This window comes from Pseudomonas sp. KH_021 (assembly GCF_057838865.1).
This window is the reverse complement of sequence record NZ_CM174477.1, coordinates 2310416-2333455: the sequence shown is the minus strand read 5'-3', so window position 1 is coordinate 2333455 and position 23040 is coordinate 2310416. Positions and strand designations below refer to the sequence as shown.

The following is a 23040-nucleotide window of genomic DNA, read 5'->3' as shown; positions in this document are numbered from 1 at the left end:
GAAGCTCCTTGTTTCAGAGGTTGAATGCCGCCGATGGCGGCTGGGGTTGCCTGCCTGGCCCCGCCGTGGAAAGCGCACAGGCCCCCACTTCCGGCACCAGGCGGATATCGACGCGACGGTTGGCAGCGCGCCCGGATTCAGTGTCATTGCTGGCGACCGGTTGGCCGGCGCCCAAGCCCTGGACGGCGAAACAGCTGTCAGGGATATCGCCCATGCGCTGCATCCAGTCGCGCACGGCGTCGGCGCGGCCCAGAGACAGCCGCAGGTTTTGCCTGTCATCGCCTGTGGCGTCGGTGTGACCCACGATGACAATCAGCCAGCCCGGCTGGGCCTTGATGCCCGCCAAGGCGTTGATCAGAACCTTGGTGGCCGAGGGCTTGAGCAGCGCACTGCCGGGGCTGAACAGCGAAAGGCTGTCCAGACGCACGGGGGGCTGGGTTGCAGTAGGCGGCGCAGACGTAAGCGGCGAGCGGTGCCCCTGGATAGCCGCCAGCAAAGGCAAGCGCAGCGTTTCGCCGCGATACAGCCCCAGGCCCAATGACAGTGGCGGCCCATTTCGGCGGTAGGTTTCCAGGCGCCGGGCGTGGTCACTCAGCGCCGCCAACGCCTCACCACCCTGCTCGGTCTGAGCCAGTGCTGTGTATCGCACCAGGTCATCGCTGACCTGACGTACCAGCAAGGTGTTCTGCCAGGCCGAATGGCAAAGGGCGGTCAGCCCAAGCGCCGCAGCCACCCACAGGGCAAGGATTGTCGGGCGGCGTGCTACCCGGCGCCGAGGCAGCGAGGGGAGCAAGGCGTCGGGAAACGGTAGCCGCACGTCCTGCTGGGGAACCGTCGCTTGGGTATCAACCAGCGCCACTCTGTCCCGCAGCCATTGCTGCCACAGATTGCCTGCAACCGCCTGGGGCACTACCGGCACCAGCGTCATGGCACAGGCCACAGGCGGATTGAAAGACGCGCGCGAGTTATGACAATGCCAATGGGGCAGCACTTTTTCAGCCAGCCAGGCCTGCAAGCTGTTCAACTGGACACAGGTCTGCAACCGTGCGCTGCGAGTGGCGTTGTCGGTGGCCTGCCGTTGCCAGGCACACAAGCTGACGCGGGCGCCCGCCTCACGAACCCAAGGGGTCGATTGCCCCGCTTCCCAGCTGAACCAAGGCCCTTCGCCGCACGCTGCCTGGACATAGCTGACCAGTACAATCGGCAACACCACACCGCGTTTGCGAACCAGTGAAACCTGATGGCAGAAGGTCCGTATACGGCCAGCCAGTGCGGCACTGTCGTGGTGCTGTGCAGGGTTGATGACCCACATCACACTCAGCAACCCACGCCATTGCGCCCGCCTGGAAATCAGTTCGGCAGCCACTTGTGGCAGTTGCTCAAGATCGCGCACCGGGACATAGCAACCCTGACCGGTCACGCGAGTCATCCAGGGTTCGATGCTGTCATCCCCAAACAGGCCCGCCAGGCCATCACCGCACACCAGAATGACCGGCTGACGATAATCATCCGCCGGCAAGGCCTGCGCGCTTTGATGTGTTCGCATGCTCGTCATGGCCTTCATGCCTGGCCACGCAGGAAGGTGGCAACCAGGCCGTCCAACAGGTGGTCCAATCCCCACCAGGCGCCAATTAGCAATAACGCGACCGCCACGGCGTGTACCCGCGCTGAGCGCATCCTGCCCAGCAACCAGCCCCCGGCATCCGCCCGGGTGGCCAGGGCGCCGTGCAATTGCAGAGGCGGGACTTGCACGCTCAGGGCTTGCAGCAATTGTTCGCGCTCGGGATCCTCCAGGTCACGGTATCGGCCGCGAAAACCCAGCATCAGCACGCGCTGGTATACCGTCAGTACGTGCAGCTCTGGCGCGGGTTCACGCAGCACTGCACGCATCTCTTCGTAAAGGAACTCACCGGCCTGGTGACGACCGAAAAACTGCGCTTGCAGAGGCTTGCTGGCCCATTCGGCATGGGCGTCCTCCTGGGTGTGGCTGAGCACCGTTTCATCCAGCAACGCGCATTGGGCATGACCGATGTGCTCGATACTGCGCGGGCTCAGGTCCATTTCCTGCAGGCGCTCGCGAACATGCACAATCTGCTGCGCGCAGCGTTCCCACAGCACCTTGCTGTTCTGCGCCGAGCCTTTCTGCTGAATTTCAACCACCAGCAGGTAACTGTCCTGCAACAGCACATCGACTTGCGCGGCGGCATGGGTTTGAGTGTGAGAGAACGTCGGAGTCATGTGCGCAGTACCGCGAACAGTTCAAGCTTGAGGTCCGCCAGGGTGCTCGGCACATAAAATGCGCAGACCCCTTCAGCCAGCACCGCCTGACCCTTGGCATGACTCAGGTCGAGCGCGAAGTACTGGTTTTCCAGACGCAGCGGGATGGCGGCGGGCACATGACTGAGCGAGTGCAGCGGTACGCCATCGAGCGCCGCATTGATCAGATGATCCACCTCGTCGGGCGTGCCGGCCTTGCACAGGCGCGGGAATTGTTTCTGCAGCTGCGCTGCCGGCAAGCTGCTGCGCACCGACAGATAAAAGTCGGCGCCGTCGCGCTCAACCAGGCGCGCGTCATTGAGGCTGGCCTGCCAGCGGTTGTTGCCCAGTTGATCGAGCTGCAGGGCGATGACCCGCGACGGCAGGCTGGCCTCCAACAAGGTAGAGATCATCCGCATCAACGGGGGCAGCACCATCTCCAGGCTGTGGTGCTGATAGGCCGGAATCTGGTCGGTATCGTGCTCGAGTGAAAAGGTCAGTAAGCTGCCGGCCAGTTTTGCCAACTCCAGGTAGACCTGCTCAGGGTGTCGAGCGGGGCTGGCCTTGAGGTCCTTGAGGACCGGCTCAGCAGTATTCAGGGCGTTGAGCAGCCAGAACAACGACACATCCGCCACGGCAAAGTCGGCCATGCGCTGGTTGCTTTCGCGGCGCATGCCCATCAACCGTTGGCGCTTGGCCGACAGCTGGGTCAACAGGTTGCCCAGTTGCGCCACAAGCCCCGGATGCGCCGCCAGGCTGAGCAGTGGCGGGACGTAGTCCGGGTCCAGGTTCCAGGCGCCCTGCCCGTCACGCACCAAGCGCGCTATCGGGCACGTCAGGTAGTCATTGTTTTCATCACTATCGAGACGCAGGCTCAGTACGTGCTCCAGCACGCCCATCGACTGGATCTCGTGTTCGTAGATCTCCTGCACATCCCGCCACGTCTCGCGGTAACGCGTGGGACGGTCCGCCCGGCCCTTGGTCATCAGGCAGTTGTTGCCGTTGGCCTGCTCCAGCGGCAAGGCCAGCAGCACGGTAGCGCGTTGGCTGTTGTCCGCCAGCGCGCAAGCCAATTCCAGCGCGGGGGGCAGCGGATCGGCGTGGTCTGAGTCGATCAACGTTCCATCGGGCATACGAAGGTGCAGCCGAGTGGCCTTGAGCTTGCCCAACCTGAGCGTATTGAGGTCAAACGCCAGTGCCAGAACGCCCCAAGGGTGGACCCGCGACAGATGAGCGAGACATTCATTGGTCCAGGCTTCCCAACGCGCCTGTTGCTGAAATTGCTGCGGGCACAACAGCGCACCCGCTGACCACAAGGGGCGGTCGATCTTCATAAGAGGGCTCCTACGGGTGGGTTCAGGTTTTGGCTTTAGGCATCTGCGAAACCAGCGAGAGGCTGACGTCCATGCCTTCCACTTGGAAATGCGGCACGGCGTAGAGCTTGACGCGGAAGAATCCAGGGTTGTCCTCGATGTCCTCGACACTCACCCTCGCATCGCGCAAAGGATGTGAGGCCTGCAAGTCATCGCTCGGATCGGTCATCTCGGTCACAAGCCCCGCTATCCACTTGTTGAGCTCCAGTTCCAGCACGCGACGGTCCTTGGTGGTGCCGATGTTCTCGCGCTGAATCAGCTTCAAATGGTGGGCAATGCGTGACAGCAAGAAAATGTAGGGCAAGCGCGCATTGATCCGGCTGTTGGCCGTGGCATCGGCGGTGTCGTACAGCGTCGGTTTCTGCGCAGAGTTGGCGGAAAAGAAACAGGCGTAATCGCGATTCTTGTAATACGACAGCGGAATGAAACCGAGGTTGGCAAACTCGAACTCGCGCGTCTCTGGAATCATCACTTCCGAAGGAATTTTCACCTGGTTGCCAGTACCCAGGTCGTACAGGTGGATTGGCAGTTCAGTGACCGCACCGCCGGACTGTGGCCCACGAATCTGCACGCACCAACCGTTGGCGATAAAGCTTTTGACCATGTTCGCCGCAAAGGCAAACGAGGCATTGGTCCACAGGTATTTTTGGTGATCCGGACCCTTGACGCTTTCGACGTAATTGAAACTGCGCACCGGAACAGTGTCCGGGCCATAGGGCAGCCGCCCCAGCACCCTGGGCATGGTCAGGCCAATGTAGCGAGCATCGTCACTGTCGCGAAATGCCTTCCACTTCAGGTATTCGGCGCGGTCGAAATAGTTACCGATGTCCTTGATGGCGGCCACTTCCTGCATCGACGCCTTGCCGAAAAACGCGGGGCCTACCGAACCAATGAAGGGCATGTGCGCGGCGGCGGCCACTTTCGAGAGGTTGCGCAACAAGGCGATGTCTTGGGCACTGCGGTCAAACTCATAGTTGGAGATGGCCGCCGCAATGGGCTCGCCACCGGGTGTGTCGTACTCCTGGGTATAGGTATGCAGGTACAGGCCGCTCTGCGCGATTTCAGGCGCATCCTCGAAGTCCTGGACCAGATGTTCCTTACTGATATCCAACAGTTCAATTCGAACATTCTGGCGAAAGTCGGTCTGGTCGATCAGTGATTTCACCCCGCGCCAAGTGGACTCGACACGCTGGAAATCCGGGTGATGCATCACCGCATCAAGTTGCCGGCTTATTTGTGCGTCCAACGACGCAATGTGCTCATCCAACAGCACTTTGTCCAAGCGCTCGACGCGGCGGGAAGAGCGCTTGAGCAACGTCAGGAAAACACTGACGGCAGCCGTCACGCGTTCATCGGCAGACGCTTCGGCCAGCGCTTCGGCATTCTGGAAATGGTCAATGTCGACCCACTCCGATACCGGGCTCAAGTTGATCTTGCTGAACAACTGGCTATAGACGCCCTGGCTTTCTTCAGGCAATACGATAGCGCTACCGCCTTGGGCGGATGAATGTTCCGTGGACATGATGGAAACTTCCTTTTAGATATTTTGCTGTCTTAATCAGCCTGGGGTGCGAGGGCCGCAAGTTCGGTGCGCAATGCACCGCTGAGCGCCTCATCCTTGAGGATTCGCTCCAGTTCAACCCGAAAGGTGGCATTGTCCAGCAGGTTGGATTTGAGGTCGCGCAACAGGTTTCGCATCGCCAGCAACGCCCTCAACTGAGGTATTTGCCGTGCCACCTGTTCGGGTTCGAAGTCCCTGATCGCTTGAAAACTCAAGGCCACCGAAGTCTCAGACTGTTCGCCGTCCACTGCGGTGGGCACGTCCAACTTCAGACCGGGCGAAAACTCCGCCAATACGCTATCGATATTATTTTTATTAATATCGACTTTACTTCTGGCCGACAACGGGCGCTGTTCCCGCCCGTTGCTGAAGTCACCCATGACCATTAATTTGAGTGGCAACTCGACTTTTTTCTGCGCACCCCCAGTATGCAAGTCGAGCCTGATATTGACGCGCGCCTTGGGCACTTCATTTTGAAAGCTGCTTGAAGCCATAACTCCTCCCGATACCTTGCAGCCGCGAACGCCGTCGCAACGGTGCAAAAGATTAAATTGTGTTTCCAGATTGGCGAAAAACTCAGGAACAAGAGGCGACTGCGCACCCCTTGGGCAATACAATGAATCGGTCGGCAAGACTAATCTAGCCCCAAAACAACTCCGAGACCCTTCTCACTGCACTTACTCTAGTTTCCTACAGAATTATCTGACAGCCTGTGCTTGTAACTGTATTGGATGGCCCTGTAGGAGCGACGGGGGCGCCTAGCCCTTGGTCGCGATGGCGTCGCCGCGGTCTACGATAAACCGCAGCGACGCCATCGCGACCAAGGTCAGCTCCTACAGGCCATTTTTGAGTGGGTCATATACCTGTTACACGGCATCAGATGCCTCCAACAGCGCCTCCGTCAGTGCCCTCCCCACTTCAATTCCATGCAATATCGCCCAGTGCATCCCCTTGTCTGCATTGGGTGTACGCATGCAAATTTCATTCGCCGTGTCGTATGCCGCTTGCAGGTAAAGCGCGACATGGACTAGTGCATCCTCAGCCAGAACATTACTGCGAACGACAAAGACCGATTTATCGCTGGAGTCCAAGAATACGAACGGTGTTTCAGCCGTTTTGCAGATCGTGCCAGGGATAAAAGTATCCCCCTCCGCTGTTGGCTTGATCACGACATCCTCGGCACCGCTACGCAGGCCCTCAACCAATGCCCTCGCAGCCTCCAGAGCCCAAATCGTTGACCAATGCATACCCCCGTCGGCCAGCGGCGTATGGATGTGTACGTGATGGGCGGCCTCAACAGCGGATTGCAAATGATTCGAGAGATGCCGCAATGCCTCTTCGGCAGGGATGCCAGGCTGAACTTTGAACAGCGCTTCATGAGCATTGCCGCAAGAACCGAAGGCGGCTTGGGTGGTTTTGCGAATACTGCAGACGTGTGCAGGTGGATCAGGGACAGCCTTCATAATATTGATGCTCCTGGAGTCATGGAGCCGCCACGGATCGCTGCTAAACGAAAAAGGTGGCAGCTGTGCGCGGGTTAGCAGACCGGGACTCCAGGAACCCAGCGCACGCGAACGTGCCCCACGCACAGCCGCCATGACACGAATCGACGCACGCTGAAGAGGCGTTGGCCGAACGGAAAGGGATGCTTGTACGTCTGGAAGTCATCGGGCTGCTAAACCCGGACGCTGATCATTCAGCGACCGAAAAAGCCTACGGGCACGGGTTCCAGGGGACAAGTTCATGGGCAGCGACAGGACGCGTAGGGTAATTCTGGTGGGGTATGAGAAGACAGAGCGCGCGGGGAGTTGATTGAGAGAAATTTCAGCAGTCTATGTAGGGATGGTCGCACACTGACAGCCCTCCATCCACCGGACGCTCTCAAGCGTTTACCTAACCTCACGGATACATGGGGGGTGCCGACAAATTCGGTCATCCGCGGAGTTGCGCAAGAAGCGAGGTATCAGCTCCAAGAGTAGATGTAGGACATTTCTCTTTTTGCCCCATACCCCTCTACTACCCACTCGGTCTTGCTAGCCTCCGCCGTTTCCGCCAAAAGGAACCGGCCCCATGACTGATCGAAAACCCCACTGGCTAGACGACAAGCGCCTGTACAGCCCCATGCCTCGCGTGTGTACGCCGGCCCGGCCGAACATGGATACCCCCGCAGTTCCCCGCCCCTTTCCCGAGCGTGAATTTTATGAGCCTGCGCCGGAGCCAGCAGTTGAAGCCGGCTTCTACGTCCTGCCCCAGAGCTTGCCCTTAAAAGACTTCTACGATGACTTGTTCGAAGAAGACCCGGATAAATGGGTGTGGATGTTTTCCAGGCTCAACCCGAACCTCGACCCCGTGGTGAAGGCCGGCACCCTGCTGGTGCTCAGCGACCCAAACAACAAGTTCTGCACCGCTCAGGAAGCGAAACTGATGCAGGCGGCCGAACAGGTCAAGAAAGCCCTGGAGCCGCTGACCCCGGAAGAAGCCGACTTCATGTACCGCTATGGCGCTGAAATCGTCACCTTCACAGGGCAAGCCTCGACTTGGTTGGGCATCACAGCGGTGGTACTGGAAAAGCACCTGACCGATTTGCGCAAGACCCTGCAAGACATCGAAAGCCTGCATCAGAACAGCTATCGCCAACACGGCCACTTAAAGTCTGCGGAGTTTTTCGCGGAACGCAATACTCTGCTGACTCGGTTGGACGCCCATCTGCTCAACTCCAAAAGCCTGAGAGACCGAACGAGTTTTGGCGGCCACCACAAATTGAAGTCGGCGCTCGGTATCTCCAGCCGCAGCCTTGTTCACCATTGGGATAAAGCTGGAGGACCGGGCCAAATACCGGGGTACACCCAGCATGTGGACTCAATGAGCCGTGCTATGAAGTATATGAAGACGGGTGGTTATATCGCGATCGGGATCGGCGGTGCTTCTTCGCTGCTGGCCATTCAAGAAGTTTGTAATGGAGCATCAGACGAAGCATGCAAAAAAATTAAATTTACTGAAGGCGGAAAATTTATAGGATCTACCGTAGGCGGATACATTGGGGGGCTGACAGCTAAGGTTGCTGGCCCGATTTGTGCAATTTTTGGCAGGCATCCCATAGGCGCGACGATCTGCATTGCAGGAGTTGTCGGTACAGGCACATGGGTGGGCACCATTACTGGAGGAGACATGGGAGAACAGACTGCAGAAGTACTATATGAGCTGACCACGCCGTAATGGACGGTTGGAACCCGTGGTTCTCCATAGCTTTTTTGGGCGCCCCCATTTTGATGGGTTACATCTCCTTTGCCTATGGGGTATATCTATACCGGCGCCACCTAGACGCTATGATGAAGGCTCTAAAAAATAGCCGAGTACATGCCTGGGGATTAGCCCGAAAAAACGACGGATTGATGAGCGGAATAACTTTTGTCGTAGAAATTGCCGCAATAGTACTGACACCAGGCTTTTATATCCGCGCTGGTCACGTGACTCCAGAAGACATCAGAGACTTCCCTCCTTACCTCAAGCGCCTGCTAACTATTAAAGTTATGATGCTCATTATAAGTTTTTGCTGGCTGATACTTGGCTACTTCCTTATAAACTAGGATATCTCCAGGGAGACTCTGCCCCTTTTACCCGCGTATCTGCGGAAAGTGGGTCGGAGTCGTCCCTGCCAGGTGCGGTTCCTCGACTGAGTCACCTCCCAGGCGGGCAACAACGTCGCCACCCAACTGATCAGAGTCCGGTAAAACAGTTCTATCGGAAATCCTGAACCGATATCAGTCGTCATGACTCCAATAAGCAAATCCCTTTTTGCCTAAGAGGAGAAGCCATGACCCAGCGCCAGGCAGACGTGCACATTGGTATCTCCGGCTGGCGCTACGTTCCCTGGCGGGGGACCTTCTACCCCGAAAACCTGCGCCAAAAGGATGAACTGCGCTTTGCCTCTCGATCCGTCAACAGCATCGAAATCAACGGCACTTTCTATGCCCTGCAACGTCCACAACGCTTTGCCCAGTGGGCCGGGGACACTCCTGAAGGGTTTGTGTTCAGCGTCAAGGCACCGCGCTATATCACTCACATCAGGCGCCTGCACGATATCGAGGAACCTCTTGCCAACTTCTATGCCTCAGGCTTTTTATCGTTAAAGGAAAAACTGGGAGCGACCCTGTGGCAATTCCCACCGAGCCTTAAATTCGACGCCGATTTATTCGAAGACTTTCTGGCTCGTCTACCGCACACCGGCAAGCAAGCCGTAGACCTGGCCCGTCACTGCGCCGAGCGCCTGCAACGGCCGGGCTACCTGGACGGCAACACGCGCCAGCGCCTGCGTCATGCCGTCGAGATCCGTCATCAGGGCTTTGTCGACCCAGCCTTTGTCGCCCTGTTGCGCAAGTACCGGGTGGCGTTGGTCGTGGCGGATGCCGCGCGTAAATGGCCTCAGGTCGAAGACCTGACCAGCGATTTCGTGTACCTGCGTCTACATGGTGACAAGGCGCTGTACAGCAGTGGATATTCTGAGGTGGCGCTCAAGCGTTGGCAGAAGAGGATTCAAACCTGGAAACGCGGAGCGCAGCCTGCGGATGCAAAACTGATCGACCCCGAGAGCGCACCGCCCAAGGTCCGCAAAAGAGCGGTGTATTGCTACTTCGACAACGACATCAAGGTGCGCGCGCCTTACGACGCCCGCCGCTTGTTGGAACTGCTGAAATTGGACAAGGGCTTGCAAACCATCCCAGGCCAGCCGGCAGAGGATTTGTAAGCCCCTGCTGCTTCAACGTTGCGTGCTGCTCTTGGCACAGCCACAGCCGCTATGGATACACGGCTTGCCAGCGGCATGGTGGCTGGCGCAAGCCTCGCAGCAATAGGCTTTGCCGTCGCGCGTGACAGGGTTACTGCCCACTTTGCAATTGCAGTTCGGGCAGGCACAGGTTTGCTCGTTCATGATCATGACTCCATGGTGGTTGGGTCGTCTTGAAAAGTGACCGGCCAACCCGCGCAATGGTTCAAGCCAATTAACGTTGTCGGTTGCCGCGATGACCGGTCACTCCTTGAACTCAACCGTTCGGGAACCATTACCATTTGCGGCTTGCAGCCGTGCCGAAGCCAGCTACCGTCAGAGAGTCGCCGTAACAGCCAGGGGGCTGTGAATGAGGCTTCCCTACACCGGCATTTACGCAGCCTTGCTACTGTTCAGCGGCGCGCATGCCGAATCCAACGCCAACCCCGACGAGATCCGGGCCATTGCCAAAGAAGCCTATCTCTACGGCTTCCCGGTGGTCGAGATGTACAAGACCCTGTACACCCAGGCAGTGGACACCGTCAGCCTAGGCTACAAGGCGCCTTTCAATCAGATCACCAACAGCGCCAAAGTGTGCACCCCAAAGGACAGTGCCTTCCTCACACCCAATTGCGACACACCCTACTCGTCCGTGTGGATGGACCTGCGCCGCGAACCACTGGTGCTGACCCTTCCCGCCATAGAAGAAGGCCGCTACTACTCCACTCAATTGATTGACCTCTATACCCACAACTTCAGCTACCTGGGTACCCGCACCACCGGTAACAAGGGCGGCCATTTTTTGATCGCAGGCCCGGACTGGCAAGGCCCTACCCCCGCCGACATCGACAAGGTCATCAACAGTGAGAGCCAGATCGTCTATGCCCTGTATCGCACCCAGTTGTTCAACGAGGCGGACCTGGACAACGTCAAACAGATTCAACAGGGTTATCGGGTGCAACCGCTGAGCAGTTTCCTCAAGAAAAGGCCGCCACCGACAGTACCGGCGGTGGCTTGGCTCAAGCCACAAGCGAACATGAGCGACTCCCCGGCAGTGTTCCGTTATCTCAATTTCATGCTCGCCTTCACTCACCCACCGGACAGCGAACAGGCCTTGCGTCAGCGCTTCGAGAGAATCGGCATCAGCGCCACCAATCCTCTCAATGAGGCCAGCCTGACGTCCGAGCAGGCCAAGGCGCTGCAAACCGGTATCGACGATGGCAAGGCAGAATTTGCGGCTTTCAAGAAGGCCCAGCTTGACACTCGCACGCTCAACAGTAGCGACCTGTTCGGCAGCCGTGAGCACCTGAAGAACGATTACCTCTACCGCTACGCCGGAGCCAAGCTGGGTATTTTTGGCAACTCGGCCGAAGAGACCCATTACATGGGCTACTTCACAGACATGAACGGTAAGCCTGTGGATGCAAGCAAGCGTGACTACACGCTGCATTTCAACCAGAGCGGACTGGCTGCGGCCAAGGCCTTCTGGTCGTTGACGATGTACGACGGCAAGACTGGCCTTTTGGTCGACAACTCGCTCAATCGCTACCTGATCAATTCACAGATGCTCGACTCGCTCAAGCGTGACGCCGACGGTGGCGTGACCCTCTACTTGCAGAGCCTATCCCCAGGCAAAGACCGCGAGAGTAATTGGCTTCCAGCCCCCGAGGGGCCCTTCTACGCGGTGCTACGCTTATATATGCCGCAGCCGCAGGTGGCCAGTGGCGAGTGGAAACTGCCGTTGCTCAAACCGCGCCTCTGAGCCCGATCATCAAATCCGCAAGAAACCTGCATGAGTCTGACGACCTTAATGCGTCCATTGCGAGGTGCCCTGTGAACATGGCCGAAATCAAGGACCTGTTGCTTTACAGCCTGGTGATCAACTACCTCATTCTGCTGGTCTGGTTCGTGGTATTCACCTGCGCCCACGACTGGCTCTTTCACCTGCATCGGCGCTGGTTCCACTTCAGCGAAGAGCGTTTCGATACGTTGCACTACGCGGGCATGATGCTCTATAAGGTCGGCGTGTTGCTGTTCAACCTCAGCCCGTGGTTGGCGCTGCAGTTTGTCTGATACGCCGCGGTACGGCTTTGGGTAGGAGCCGGGTTCACCGGAATGCCGGACCACCGCGATGAAGACGACGCGGTCTTCCTGATACACCGCGCAGTGACGCCCCTTATTTCCGTTGGCTCCCGAGCATGCGGTAGACTGCTGCCCTTTGAAAGCCGTTACCACAAGAACAGACCACGGAAGTCTGCATGTCCAAGAATAAAACCGTTACGCCTGCTCCCCTTCCACCCCGTCGCACGACGGGCGGTTTGCTCTGGCCACTGGTGGCCGGGGTCATGCTGCTGGCTACCGCGGGCCTCTGGTTCGCGCTGGACCAGCCTGTCGCGCCTTTGCCGGTCAGCACTCAAGCCAGTGCCCCAACGCCCCCTGCCAAACCTGTCGCCCCTGCAACGCTGGTCGATGAAGCCCTGTGCCAAGGCTGTCACAGCGAGCAGACCCGACAATGGCAGGGCTCCCATCACCAGTTGGCGATGCAGGCTGCCACGGCTGAAACCGTGCTCGGCGACTTTGCCGACGTCCGTTTCAAAAGCGACAAGGAGACCACCCGTTTCTTCAAGAAAGACGACGCTTTCTGGGTCAACACACCCGGCGCCGACGGCCGCGCCCAGGACTTCCCGGTGGCATACGCCTTCGGCATAGAGCCCTTGCAGCAGTACTTGATCGACACCGGAGAGGGCCACCTTCAGGCGTTGGGCGTGGCCTGGGATACCCAGAAAAAACAGTGGTTCCATCTCTACCCAGGCCTGGGCGTGGACTTCAAGGACCCCCTGCACTGGAGCAAGCCTCAGCAGAACGCCAACTTCATGTGCGTCGAGTGCCACACCACCGGTTTCAAACGCAATTTCAATGCCTCCACCGGTAGCTTCGACAGCCAGTGGAACAGCCTGGGCGTCGGTTGCCAAAGCTGCCACGGCCCAGCCTCCGGCCATCTGCAATGGGCTCAGGAAAAACAGCCTGCCCCGCTTGAGCACTCGGGCTTCCAACAAAGTCTGGCCACCACCGACAACCTCAAGGAAGTGGAGACCTGCGGCCGCTGCCACGCGCGCCGCGCGCCCCTGGGCGATGGCTTTCATAACGATCGTCGGTTGATGGATGAATACCTGCCCAGTCGCCTGACCCCCGAGCTGTACGAGATTGACGGCAAGATCAAGGACGAAGTGTTCGAATACGGCTCGTTCACCCAAAGCAAGATGTTCGCCAAGGGGGTACGTTGCAGCAACTGCCACGAACCCCACAGCACCCAGCTCAAGGCGCCCGGTAATGGCGTCTGCCTGCAATGCCACAACCCGGCCGGCAAGACGGCCATCGCCGGGGTCGATGGTGCGGGCTTGAAAGCCAAGGACTACCAATCCTCCGAACACCACCATCACACGCCCGGCCAACCCGGCTCCCAGTGTGTGGATTGCCATATGCCCGGCAAATTCTACATGGTCAATGACTGGCGCCATGACCATGGTTTCAGCGTGCCAGCGCCGGCCAAGGCGCTTGAGCTCGGCACAACGGATGCGTGCCTGGCCTGCCACAAGGGCACGCCAGGGCAAAAGATCAGCGAGCAGTTTCAACACTGGTACGGGCCGGGCGATCAGAGCCATCTGGCCTATGGGCAAAGCCTCGACCTGCTGCGTAGCGGCAAGCCTGGCGCCTCGCAGGCCTTGCTGGAACAGCTGCAAAAGCGCGACCTTCCGGCCATCCGACGCGCGACTTTGTTGACTGAGTTGCCCAATTACCCTAGCCAGCAAACCTTGCAGGCAGCCATCAATAGCCTGGGCCATGTGGATCCGATGGTTCGTACCGCGGCGCTTGAAGCCCTGGCGTCCCTGCTTCCAGGCCCCCAGCGCGTGCAATGGTTAAGCCCGCTGTTGCGCGACCCGGTGCTGGCCGTTCGCATTGGCGCTGCCTATGCGTTATTGCCCGCCTCAAGCGCAGGCCTTGGGCGCGACCAGCCTGCCTTCGACAAGGCCCTGGCCGAATACGAGCAGGTGCAAATGGACCTGCTCGAACGCGCCGAAGCCAACTTCAACCTGGCGATGCTCTATCAAGCCACGGGACGTAGCGCAGACGTGGAGCCGTACCTGCGCACTGCACTCAAGCGCGACGTGGATTTCTTCCCGGCGCTGGTAGCCCTGGCCCAGTGGCTGGACAGCCAGAACCGCTTGAGCGAAGGCCGTGCCCTGCTTGAAACAGCGCTGGCGCAGCACCCTGAAGCCGCCCTGTTGCACCACACCCAAGGCCTGGCACTGGTTCGCCAGGGCCAACGCGACGCGGCGCTCAAGGAACTGCACGAAGCCGTGCGCCTGGACCCTGAAAACGTTGGCTATCGCTATATCCTGGCCGTCGCCCTGCATGACCAGGGCCAGCAAGAAGCTGCGCTCAAGCAGTTGTCGCAAGGCCTGATCCAGCAACCCTATAACCGTGATGTACGATTGGCGCTGATGCACTACCTGCAGCAAGCCCAACAGCCTGCCAAGGTCAATGCGCTGCGCGAGTCGCTGCGCCAGATCAATCCATACGACCCGTTGCTCCAGCCACGGTCATAGATTAAACCGCTGCGCCCGGCCCGCTGTAGGAGCCAAGCTTGCTTGCGATGGCGTCACCGCGGTGGTACGACGAACCGCGGTGACGCCATCGCAAGCAAGCTTGGCTCCTACACCCCACCCAAGGCAGAACAATGATCGAGTTAAACCAAGTCACCGCCTTTCAACAACAAACCCGCGTCTTCGACAATGTCTCGATAAGCATCGGCTACAACGAGCGCGTCGCCATCCTCGGCCCCAACGGTGCAGGCAAGAGCACGCTGCTCAAGCTGATCAACCGTGAGATCTACCCGGTCGAGCGGCCCGGCAGTTACCTCAAGCTGTTCGGTAATGAAACCGTCAACCTTTGGGACCTGCGCAGCAAGATCGGCTTTGTCTCCCAGGACATGCAAGAAGACTACACCCCCTACACCTTGGCGCTGGACGTGATCATTTCCGGCTTCTTCGGTGCCATGGGTGCCCATGCCCACTTGCAACCGACAGACGACCAAGTCGCGCTAGCGCGCACCTTGATGTCGCAATTGAATATTCAAATCGACGAGCAGCGCATGTTCCAGCGCCTGTCCACCGGGCAGAAACGCCGCCTGCTGTTGGCCCGCGCACTGGTCCACCATCCCCAGGCGCTGATCCTCGACGAACCCACCGCGGGCCTGGACATGGGCGCAAGCCTGGGCTTGCTGTCACTGATGCGCAGCTTTTGCAGCGAAGACCGGGCGATGATCATCACCACCCATCACATCGATGAAATCATCCCCGAGATCGATCGTGTGGTGCTGATCAGCCAAGGGCAACTGATCGCCGATGGTCCCAAGGCCGAGATTCTGACCAGTGAGAAACTGTCGAACCTCTACCAGACCGAGTTGGTGGTCTCAGAAAATAACGGTTGGTATCGCTGCTGGCACGGCTAATCTAATTAAGGACAGCACCCACTTCATTTAGAGTGAAACCGGGATGATCGCCACCACTACACATTCATGTTCCCCGATCATCCCGACCCTGCTCGCGTTCAGCCTGATGCTGGGCGGATGTTCCAGCAAACCCGCCACGGCCTACGCAGACCTGGGCTCTAGCTGTTACGCCAAAGCCCTTCCGTCTGTCGGCGAAGGCGGCCTCGCCTGGGGCGACTCGCTGCACATGGCCCGCCAGAAATCCCTGGACAATTGCATACGCTATGCCGGCCGATCCGGGGGCACGCCCAAGACCTGCAAAGTGGTCCTGGCCGAGTGCAAGCCCCGGTAGGAGCAGAGCTTGCTCGCGATGCAGGCGCCGCGGTCATTCAGGAAGACCGCGGTGTATGCATCGCGACGGTTCGGCGCCCCGACAAGCTCTGCTCCTACAGTGGGCCGATCAAATCTTGACCGGCTGAGTCCTGCCGTACACGTCTTCAAGACGCTCGATATCATCCTCACCCAGGTAGCTACCCGACTGCACTTCAATGATTTCCAGCGGAATCTTGCCGGGGTTGGCCAGGCGGTGCACCGAGGCGATGGGGATGTAGGTGGACTGGTTTTCGGTGAGTAAAAAGACCTTATCGTCACAGGTCACCTGGGCGGTGCCCGAGACCACGATCCAGTGCTCGGCCCGGTGGTGATGCATCTGCAATGACAGTTGGGCGCCGGGCTTGACCGTGATGTGCTTGACCTGATGACGAGTGCCGCTGTCCACCGAGTCATAGCCGCCCCAGGGACGATACACGGCGCAGTGGCTCTGGGTTTCCGAACGCCCTTGGCCATCGAGCAGATTGACCAGCTTCTTGACGTCCTGCACCGCGTCGCGATGCGCCACCATGACGGCATCCTTGGTCTCGACCACGACCAGATCATCCAGCCCCAACAGGGTGACCAACTTGTTGCTGCCATGCACGAAACAGTTGCGGCTGTTATGGCTGACCACGTCGCCCTTGAGCACGTTGCCGTCGGCGTCTTTATCATGCACGTCCCACAACGCCGACCAACAGCCCACATCGCTCCAGCCGGCACTCAAGGGCACCACCCAGGCGCGCTGGGTGCGTTCCATCACTGCATAGTCGATGGATTTGTCCGGGCAGAGCTCGAAGGTGGCTCGGTCGATATTGACCACGCCATCACGGCCGCTGACACTGCGCTCCAGGGTCAATACACAGGTGTCGTACATATCCGGCTCATGGGTGCGCAGCTCTTCCAGAAAGCGGCTGGCGCGGAACAGAAACATGCCGCTGTTCCAGAAGTAGTCGCCTGACTCGACAAAACCGCGAGCGGTGGCCAGGTCTGGCTTTTCGACAAATTGCTCGACTTTAAGCAAATTGTCCGCACCTTCACCCCCTACGGCCTTGATATAGCCAAACCCGGTTTCGGCACGCAGGGCCGGGATGCCGAACAGCACCATATCGCCGCGCAACGCTTGTTCCCGGGCCTGCGCCATGGACTCGCGCAGGGCCTCGACATCCGTGATCACATGATCGGCCGGCAGCACCAGCATTAGCTCATCGCGCCCCTCAGCGATCAGTTTGAGCGCCGCCAGTGCCACGGCGGGCGCGGTGTTGCGACCGAAAGGTTCTAGCAAGGTCGCCTGGGGTGTGCAGCCAATGGCCGCCAGTTGCTCGTTGACAATAAAGCGGTGCTCCTGGTTGCACACCACAATCGGTTTGCCGATGCCGTTGAACGCCAGGCGCTGCAAGGTCTGCTGGAACAGCGAGCCCTCGCCCGCCAGGCTCAGGAACTGCTTGGGGAACAATTTGCGCGACAAGGGCCACAGGCGTGAGCCACTGCCGCCGGACAAAATTACTGGGATCATTGCTTAATCCTCTCGCACCGTCATTGAACGATATGGAGGCTCCTCGACCCGCGAAGGACTTCCCTCCGGTTTTCCAACACAAGCCCTTTTGTAATCACTGGGGATCAATCCTTTTGGCCCACAAACAACTGTGTGATGTCACCGCCCAAGCGGTAGGTTTTCATGGGTTCCGCCGACTCGCGCCACTGGTTTGTCTGCGCCGAGCAGGCATAGAGCGCGCAGTAGGGTTCGAGCCAGGCAAACTTGCCGTCTTCGTCGAGGTCTTCCAGTTCCTGCTTGTAACCGGTCTTGCGCTCGAAGGTGGCGGGGGACTTGATGCCCTCCTCCACTCGCGCCGCCAGACGGCGCATGGCGCCCTGGTTTTCCTCGCGCACATCGACGCCGTTGGCCTGGGCGAACGCGGCGATCATCATCAGGGGGCCCATGGAGTAGTTGTGATAAGCCAGTGCCCGGGTTTCTCGCCTCAGCTCGTTCGGCAGGTAGCCTTGGGCATTGACCTGTGAGGCACCGAAGCGAAATTGCGCCACTGACCAGTCGAACAGGTCACGCCGATCCACCACCACAGACGCGGCCATCACCGCCCAGGCTGCCCAGTACTGGTGGTTGTTGAGCCGGTCCAAAGGCTGGTCACGCCAGTCCAGCACGACCTGATCGGCGACCTGGCCCAGCCAGGCCTCGATGGGCCGGGTTTGCGCCTCGCGGCCTTTCAGGGGGTCGGAGCGCGAATACTTCAAGCGCAGGTACGCCGACGACACACTGCCCAGTGCCCACTTGCGCATCGACTTGCCGGTATGGGTATAGTTGGGGCTCAGCAGCGCCTGGGCCTGGGCCCAACTGCCCAGCCAGGTCAGCGCACACTCCACATGCCCGGGACGGCCCAGGCGCAAATAGGCAGCCACCTGCTTATTGACGCCTTTCTCCAGCTCATTGATGTCCGCCGACAGCTGTTTGTAGCGTTTGTAAGAGTCGGCGTTGAACTGATCGCGTGCCTTGCCTGAGCCCTCGTATTTGCTGGGGATCATCAGATCGCCCGTGTAGGGTTTGGGGGTTGCCGGGCAGCGTTCGGCCTCGCCCTCCTTGACCGTCGCCTCGGCGTAATAGCCTTGGGGTGGGTGAAGCGGCGCCGCCAGCGCGAGCGCCGGGGTCATCAAGGTCATGGCCACGCCAAAGGCAGCCCAGTGTTCATGTCGCATCAGTGAGCCTCCGACTGCGCCGTGCGCAGGGTGGGTGACAGCGGCACAACCGGCTTGGCGCACAAGCGCGCCGAGAGTTCCGTGGTTGCAGCCCCTGGGGGTGCCTGTACATCCATGGACAGAAAGGTGAGCTCATCCCAGTCGGCATCGGCACGCAGCTCGAAAGTGAAGCGCCCTCGGGTATCGACCGTCGGCGGGCGGGTGATACTGATGTTTTCCTGGCGACCGTTCATGAAGGTCAAGGTGGCGCTCATCAGGTGCACCGTGGGGTCGGCAAACTGCAGGTCGACCTGGTAGCGATCGCCCTTGATCGGATGCACCGTGCCGCCACCGCCGTTGAACAATACCTGGCCACGCCCGCCGTGCAGCGTCACCTGGCCTCTGAGCAGCGGTGCCTGCCCCTGGCAACCATCGCCCAGCGCCGCCATGGCCTGGCGATAGAAACTGGGTTTGCGCAAGCTATCCAGGTTGTCGGTTTCCCACACCAGCAGCGCGGGCGGGCGGGACTGGAACGCATCGCTGAGCAGGTAGGCGATCAGCGAATCGTCGTAGCCGCCCGAGGCCACGGTCAGGTTGCGCACCGGTGTTTGCAGGTACTGCTCCAGGAAGCCGGCAAAGTTGAAGGCCTCGCCACTGGCGCTGGTGCCGATCAAGGCCACTCGCGGTTCAGGTTTGCCGCCGTCCTGGGCCAGGGTCTGAAAGCGAGTCACATACTGCGGCGGATAGCCATTGCCGCAGACCTGTGCCGCCGCTTTCTGCAAGGTGCCCGTACGCCCCAGCAAGCCCACCGGTTGGCTGACATAGGCTAGATGCGGCACGCCCTTGAGTGCATCGCTGCCCTTGAGCGCCTGGGCGACCAGTTGAGCGCTGCGTTGGGCGCCGTAGGGCGTCCAGTTATGATCGCCCTTGAAGTAGAACGGCTGGTCGGCGGGTGCCGGGGAGTCCAGCACGCTGGCGAAGTCGGGGACCAGGATGCGCAAGCTACGCAGGTGCGCCAGGGTTTGCAGGTAGTTGTCTCGCGCCGTGGCCTGATCGAAGCGCGCCAATGCCTGCGCAGGCAGGCGATCGGCATGCAGCAGGCCACGACTGGGGGGCAACACCAGCACCAGCTCGACGCCGCGCTGGGCCAACCCATCGCGCAAGCGCTTGAGGGCTTTGTAGCCGCTGTCATCAAGGCCGAAACTGGTGCGCAAATCGCTTTGCGTGCGGAACAACCATTGGTCCTGGGTCTCGATCAGGGTGGCAAAGTTTTTCAATGTCGGTTGTTCGTAAAGCGCTGGTTGCGCTGCTTGCGGGCACAGTTGGCAGCAGGCTTCGGCGCTGTATTCAGGTTCGGCCCACGCCACGCCCTGCACCGACAACAGGCACAACGCGGCAAATCCCGGAAGGGTCTTCATCAGCAAGTACCTCACAAGGTCATCGGCACGATTAGCGCCGCTTCACGGCGGTTAAGAAGAATACGCATCAAGTCGCTCTGCACGTCCCCCAGCAAGCCGGTGAAGGAAAGACCGTCCTGCTTCTGTGGCGCCAGGAAGGTCAGGTCGTAGAGCTCCAGGCGCGAGGGTGATAACACGGTGATGGGGCTAGAGCCGTTGCCGATCAATTTGCCGCCCACCACGGTCATCGACAGCTTGGCCTCGAAGGGGTCTTCATGGAGGTCGCGATCGGTGCCCCGCAGGTCTTTGATGTGACCGTAGATGCCGGTCAGGGCATTGGCCATCAGCTCGTTTTCATACAGCCGCACTTTCGTGCTGTTGCGGATACGGATGCCGTGCCGGTCATTGTTGACCGCACGATTGCGCCACAACAGGTTGTTGCCACTCTCATACAAGGTGATGCCGTCGGAGCGGTTCTTGTAGGTCTCGTTGTAGGCCACCAGGTTGTTGACGCTGGAGCGGTCCAGGACGATGCCGGACAAGTGGTTGTCGTAGGTGCGGTTGTAGATGATCCAGCTGTCGTTGACCTCCCGTGAAACGATGATGCCGTGCTTCTTGCGGGTGCCAAAGGCGTCGTTGTGGGCAATGATCAAACGCCGCGAGCGGTCGTGCGGGTCAATGCCGTAGACGATATTGTCGCGGTAGGAATTGCCCAGGATCACGATGTCGTCGGCCTCGTAGCAATAGAAGCCGTACCAGTTGTCGACGAACTCGGAATTGATCAGCCAGCCAGTGGGCCTTTTGCGCTTCATCTTCGGCGCCATGCTGGGGCTGTACTGGGAGATACTCACGCCGTAGCTCTTACTGGCGGTGTAGCCAAAACTGGCGATGGTGCTGTTGACGATGTAGGTCTGGGTGCCGCCCCAGGAAACCAGGAAGGGCCGGAAGGCACCCTCCTTCTTGTACCAGGCCGGGCTGTTGCCCTTTTCGCTCCAGGCCGTGACCTTGGTGTCGGTGATGAACAGCTTGCCGTCGTTGACCAGGAACGAGCCGCCCTCCTGGGACAGGCGCAGTTCTTTCACTGTCTTGTCGACATGCAAGGTGCCACCTTGGCGAATCACGATCGGCAAGCGGGCGAGGAACACCCCTGGCGAGGTTTCCCGCAGTGCCGTCGGCGGCAGGCTGCGTGCCAGTTGCGCAAGGCTCATGTAGCCACCGTCGATAAAGATCGCCACCGGCATGCGCTTTTGGCGCACCACCCATTCCTTGATGCGCTCATTGCCACCGATGAACTCGTCGAGCATCGGCTCCTTGAGCATCGGCTGGATCAACGCACGCCCGGCGGGCTTGTAGACGATCTTGGCCATCGCCGCTTGGGCCGTATAGCCCGACAAGTCGGGCAGCTTCGGCTCCTTGAGCTGCAGGCTTTTGCCCGGCGCTTCGGTGATGGTATAGCCGGGTAGCGCAATATCTTGCGCCGCGCTAACGCTAGCGGCTTGTGCCCACAACAGACTGGCGAGCAACAGCCCTATCTTGACGACACTGTCCATAAGCCTCACTCATCAAAATGAACACCTGATACCTGTAGCCGCTGCCGAAGGCTGCGATGCGGCCCGTCAGGGGCGCTAACGCAGCTTTCAAGATCTCGCGCCCGCTATGCGGTCGATCGCAGCCTATCGGCAGCGGCTACAGAGATTGGGCAAGCGGAATGCCGGACCACACTAGATTTTCCAGACAAAATCAAGGAACGCCCGGTGCATGCTCGAGTCAGTGCCTTCGGCGTAGGCGTCGCCTGGGAAGAACACGCCAACACGCAAACGCACCAGCGCCGACGGCTCGTCCACCCAGTCGACCATGCTGGCCGGCAACAGGCCTTGCTTGAAGTACTTGGTCATGACCAGATCGACTTCCTGGCCCAGATCTTTTTCACCGTCCACCAGGGCCGCATTGATGATCCCGCTGTCACCGGTTTCCTGCAGGTCATCAACCCGCCAGAACTGGTGATAGACCAGGCTGGCGTCGTAGTCGTCGTGCAGCGTCCAGGCACCGAACAGCGTGGCCGCCTGCAGGTTGCTCATCTCGCCACGAAACGCCTCGCCGAAACGATGCACGCGTGAGCGAGTACCGGTGAAGCTGGAGCGGTTGCTGTGCAAGCCTGTCTGCTCGAACTGGTCTTCCTTGTCGATGCCTCCCCCTTCCCCACGCGCCACGGCCCCGCCGAGGCGCCAGTTGTCGTTGATGTTCCAGCGCAGGCCCAGGTCCGCGGCCCAGGAGGTGACGTCACCCGAGTTCTGGCCCACGGCAATGCGGTCGCCATTGGCATCAGTGACGCTGCTGAGGTTGTCGCGGCTGCCGGACAGCATGGTGCCGTTGACCCAGTAATTGACGGGCATGGTGGAGCGATAGTTGTAGCCATCGCCGTTGGCTTCCAGGCCCAGCCAGGTCAGGTTGCCGGTAAAGGTTTTGTCCAGCACATCGACTTGCTCGCCCGGGTTGGGCAGGTCGCCGCTGTCCTCGACATGATGCACACGCAATCCCACCCAATTGTTCGGGTACCATTGGGTGGAGAGGTCGGCAAAGAAGTGAGAGCGGTCCTCATCCTCCGGCGCCAGGTCGTCGAAGTCGGTGCGGTAGTCGGAAAAGCGCTGGGCGGCGCCAATGTGTGCGCGCAGCAGGGTGGTCTCGAAGCTCCAGTTCAGCGCTTCGATGTTGCTGTCCATCCACTCGCCGGTTTCTTCGCGCAAGCGCTGGCGCCCGAGGCGCAGGTGCTCGCCGGGGTAGGCGGTGATCCCGGAGTAATCGACCCAGAATTCGCGCAGGGCCAGGTAGCTGTCGTCAGCCTCACGGGCGTTGCCATTGTCGACGCCGTTGTTGACGGTGTCGGTGTCGATGGTATCGGTCGCCGCCACCCCTTGGCCCATGATGAAGGCACTCCATGTGTCCCATAAGCCATAGGCCCAGGGGCGCACGTCGATACCGATATCATTGAGGGTGCCACCGGATGCCGTGCCCAGGTCTCGATCGTCCAGGGATTCGGCGGTGATCTTCACGTCCACACCGAAGTTTTTCGGCGCAGCGTCCACCGCCAGCACCAGATGGCTGCTGCACATTAATGAAATGCCAAGACCGCATCCTGCCCATAA

At 59.8% G+C, this 23040-nt stretch carries 19 protein-coding genes; 7 read left to right on the top strand and 12 right to left on the bottom strand.

The window, feature by feature from the left end:
- Positions 1 to 13: 13 nt before the first annotated feature.
- The 6 genes from AC3IX4_RS10940 to AC3IX4_RS10915 all read right to left on the bottom strand — a co-directional run bounded on the left by AC3IX4_RS10940 (position 14) and on the right by AC3IX4_RS10915 (position 6653).
- Entirely contained in the window at positions 14 to 1546 is a 1533-nt protein-coding gene (locus AC3IX4_RS10940) for an OmpA family protein (protein WP_489260537.1), read from the bottom strand.
- Between the two features lie 14 nt (positions 1547 to 1560).
- Positions 1561 to 2238 (bottom strand): type VI secretion system protein TssL, short form, encoded by a 678-nt coding sequence (tssL, locus tag AC3IX4_RS10935; protein ID WP_489260536.1) that lies wholly within the window; start codon positions 2236 to 2238, stop codon positions 1561 to 1563.
- Positions 2235 to 3590: a type VI secretion system baseplate subunit TssK gene (tssK, locus tag AC3IX4_RS10930; RefSeq protein ID WP_489260535.1), complete on the bottom strand. Its 1356-nt coding sequence runs from the start codon at positions 3588 to 3590 to the stop codon at positions 2235 to 2237. The genes tssL and tssK overlap by 4 nt, the downstream gene beginning before the upstream one ends.
- 22 nt (positions 3591 to 3612) lie before the next feature.
- Complete coding sequence (gene tssC, locus AC3IX4_RS10925; protein ID WP_489260534.1) at positions 3613 to 5151, bottom strand: type VI secretion system contractile sheath large subunit; 1539 nt, start codon at positions 5149 to 5151, stop codon at positions 3613 to 3615.
- A 32-nt stretch (positions 5152 to 5183) separates the two neighbouring features.
- A complete protein-coding gene (gene tssB / locus AC3IX4_RS10920) occupies positions 5184 to 5684 on the bottom strand; it encodes a type VI secretion system contractile sheath small subunit (protein ID WP_489261270.1) in 501 nt (166 codons plus the stop codon).
- 372 nt (positions 5685 to 6056) lie between these two features.
- On the bottom strand, positions 6057 to 6653 hold the full coding sequence (locus AC3IX4_RS10915; RefSeq protein ID WP_489260533.1) for a DUF3077 domain-containing protein: 597 nt from the start codon (positions 6651 to 6653) through the stop codon (positions 6057 to 6059).
- A gap of 607 nt (positions 6654 to 7260) precedes the next feature.
- Between AC3IX4_RS10915 and AC3IX4_RS10910 the strand changes: the two genes are divergently transcribed.
- Complete coding sequence (locus tag AC3IX4_RS10910; protein ID WP_489260532.1) at positions 7261 to 8406, top strand: hypothetical protein; 1146 nt, start codon at positions 7261 to 7263, stop codon at positions 8404 to 8406.
- A gap of 598 nt (positions 8407 to 9004) precedes the next feature.
- On the top strand, positions 9005 to 9934 hold the full coding sequence (locus AC3IX4_RS10905) for a DUF72 domain-containing protein (RefSeq protein ID WP_489260531.1): 930 nt from the start codon (positions 9005 to 9007) through the stop codon (positions 9932 to 9934).
- A gap of 12 nt (positions 9935 to 9946) precedes the next feature.
- Here AC3IX4_RS10905 and AC3IX4_RS10900 read toward each other — a convergent pair whose 3' ends face one another.
- Positions 9947 to 10117 carry a metallothionein gene (locus AC3IX4_RS10900; protein ID WP_489260530.1) on the bottom strand — a complete coding sequence of 57 codons (171 nt, stop codon included), beginning with the start codon at positions 10115 to 10117 and terminating at the stop codon, positions 9947 to 9949.
- Between the two features lie 205 nt (positions 10118 to 10322).
- Between AC3IX4_RS10900 and AC3IX4_RS10895 the strand changes: the two genes are divergently transcribed.
- From AC3IX4_RS10895 to AC3IX4_RS10875, 5 genes are all read left to right on the top strand, one after another.
- Positions 10323 to 11714: a DUF1254 domain-containing protein gene (locus AC3IX4_RS10895; protein WP_489260529.1), complete on the top strand. Its 1392-nt coding sequence runs from the start codon at positions 10323 to 10325 to the stop codon at positions 11712 to 11714.
- A 77-nt stretch (positions 11715 to 11791) separates the two neighbouring features.
- Positions 11792 to 12025: a DUF6868 family protein gene (locus AC3IX4_RS10890; RefSeq protein ID WP_489260528.1), complete on the top strand. Its 234-nt coding sequence runs from the start codon at positions 11792 to 11794 to the stop codon at positions 12023 to 12025.
- 185 nt (positions 12026 to 12210) lie between these two features.
- Complete coding sequence (locus AC3IX4_RS10885) at positions 12211 to 14559, top strand: tetratricopeptide repeat protein (protein WP_489260527.1); 2349 nt, start codon at positions 12211 to 12213, stop codon at positions 14557 to 14559.
- A gap of 131 nt (positions 14560 to 14690) precedes the next feature.
- Positions 14691 to 15464: an ABC transporter ATP-binding protein gene (locus AC3IX4_RS10880; RefSeq protein WP_489260526.1), complete on the top strand. Its 774-nt coding sequence runs from the start codon at positions 14691 to 14693 to the stop codon at positions 15462 to 15464.
- Between the two features lie 43 nt (positions 15465 to 15507).
- Positions 15508 to 15795 (top strand): hypothetical protein, encoded by a 288-nt coding sequence (locus tag AC3IX4_RS10875; RefSeq protein WP_489260525.1) that lies wholly within the window; start codon positions 15508 to 15510, stop codon positions 15793 to 15795.
- A gap of 108 nt (positions 15796 to 15903) precedes the next feature.
- Here AC3IX4_RS10875 and AC3IX4_RS10870 read toward each other — a convergent pair whose 3' ends face one another.
- The 5 genes from AC3IX4_RS10870 to AC3IX4_RS10850 form a co-directional block, all read right to left on the bottom strand.
- Entirely contained in the window at positions 15904 to 17328 is a 1425-nt protein-coding gene (locus AC3IX4_RS10870; protein WP_489260524.1) for a mannose-1-phosphate guanylyltransferase/mannose-6-phosphate isomerase, read from the bottom strand.
- Between the two features lie 104 nt (positions 17329 to 17432).
- Positions 17433 to 18521 (bottom strand): mannuronate-specific alginate lyase, encoded by a 1089-nt coding sequence (locus AC3IX4_RS10865; RefSeq protein WP_489260523.1) that lies wholly within the window; start codon positions 18519 to 18521, stop codon positions 17433 to 17435.
- Positions 18521 to 19918 carry an alginate O-acetyltransferase AlgX-related protein gene (locus AC3IX4_RS10860; protein WP_489260522.1) on the bottom strand — a complete coding sequence of 466 codons (1398 nt, stop codon included), beginning with the start codon at positions 19916 to 19918 and terminating at the stop codon, positions 18521 to 18523. Before AC3IX4_RS10860 ends, AC3IX4_RS10865 begins: the two co-directional genes overlap by 1 nt.
- 11 nt (positions 19919 to 19929) lie before the next feature.
- The gene (gene algG, locus AC3IX4_RS10855) at positions 19930 to 21447 is read right to left on the bottom strand and encodes a mannuronan 5-epimerase AlgG (RefSeq protein ID WP_489260521.1); all 1518 of its coding nucleotides are present in this window, start codon (positions 21445 to 21447) and stop codon (positions 19930 to 19932) included.
- A gap of 171 nt (positions 21448 to 21618) precedes the next feature.
- On the bottom strand, positions 21619 to 23007 hold the full coding sequence (locus tag AC3IX4_RS10850) for an alginate export family protein (RefSeq protein ID WP_489261269.1): 1389 nt from the start codon (positions 23005 to 23007) through the stop codon (positions 21619 to 21621).
- Positions 23008 to 23040 lie beyond the last annotated feature (33 nt).

Coding starts and splice junctions, on each gene's coding strand:
- AC3IX4_RS10940 (WP_489260537.1), bottom strand. CDS start 1,546: ATGCGAACACATCAAAGCGCGCAGGCCTTGCCGGCGGATGATTATCGT.
- tssL (WP_489260536.1), bottom strand. CDS start 2,238: ATGACTCCGACGTTCTCTCACACTCAAACCCATGCCGCCGCGCAAGTC.
- tssK (WP_489260535.1), bottom strand. CDS start 3,590: ATGAAGATCGACCGCCCCTTGTGGTCAGCGGGTGCGCTGTTGTGCCCG.
- tssC (WP_489260534.1), bottom strand. CDS start 5,151: ATGTCCACGGAACATTCATCCGCCCAAGGCGGTAGCGCTATCGTATTG.
- tssB (WP_489261270.1), bottom strand. CDS start 5,684: ATGGCTTCAAGCAGCTTTCAAAATGAAGTGCCCAAGGCGCGCGTCAAT.
- AC3IX4_RS10915 (WP_489260533.1), bottom strand. CDS start 6,653: ATGAAGGCTGTCCCTGATCCACCTGCACACGTCTGCAGTATTCGCAAA.
- AC3IX4_RS10910 (WP_489260532.1), top strand. CDS start 7,261: ATGACTGATCGAAAACCCCACTGGCTAGACGACAAGCGCCTGTACAGC.
- AC3IX4_RS10905 (WP_489260531.1), top strand. CDS start 9,005: ATGACCCAGCGCCAGGCAGACGTGCACATTGGTATCTCCGGCTGGCGC.
- AC3IX4_RS10900 (WP_489260530.1), bottom strand. CDS start 10,117: ATGAACGAGCAAACCTGTGCCTGCCCGAACTGCAATTGCAAAGTGGGC.
- AC3IX4_RS10895 (WP_489260529.1), top strand. CDS start 10,323: ATGAGGCTTCCCTACACCGGCATTTACGCAGCCTTGCTACTGTTCAGC.
- AC3IX4_RS10890 (WP_489260528.1), top strand. CDS start 11,792: ATGGCCGAAATCAAGGACCTGTTGCTTTACAGCCTGGTGATCAACTAC.
- AC3IX4_RS10885 (WP_489260527.1), top strand. CDS start 12,211: ATGTCCAAGAATAAAACCGTTACGCCTGCTCCCCTTCCACCCCGTCGC.
- AC3IX4_RS10880 (WP_489260526.1), top strand. CDS start 14,691: ATGATCGAGTTAAACCAAGTCACCGCCTTTCAACAACAAACCCGCGTC.
- AC3IX4_RS10875 (WP_489260525.1), top strand. CDS start 15,508: ATGATCGCCACCACTACACATTCATGTTCCCCGATCATCCCGACCCTG.
- AC3IX4_RS10870 (WP_489260524.1), bottom strand. CDS start 17,328: ATGATCCCAGTAATTTTGTCCGGCGGCAGTGGCTCACGCCTGTGGCCC.
- AC3IX4_RS10865 (WP_489260523.1), bottom strand. CDS start 18,521: ATGCGACATGAACACTGGGCTGCCTTTGGCGTGGCCATGACCTTGATG.
- AC3IX4_RS10860 (WP_489260522.1), bottom strand. CDS start 19,918: ATGAAGACCCTTCCGGGATTTGCCGCGTTGTGCCTGTTGTCGGTGCAG.
- algG (WP_489260521.1), bottom strand. CDS start 21,447: ATGGACAGTGTCGTCAAGATAGGGCTGTTGCTCGCCAGTCTGTTGTGG.
- AC3IX4_RS10850 (WP_489261269.1), bottom strand. CDS start 23,007: ATGTGCAGCAGCCATCTGGTGCTGGCGGTGGACGCTGCGCCGAAAAAC.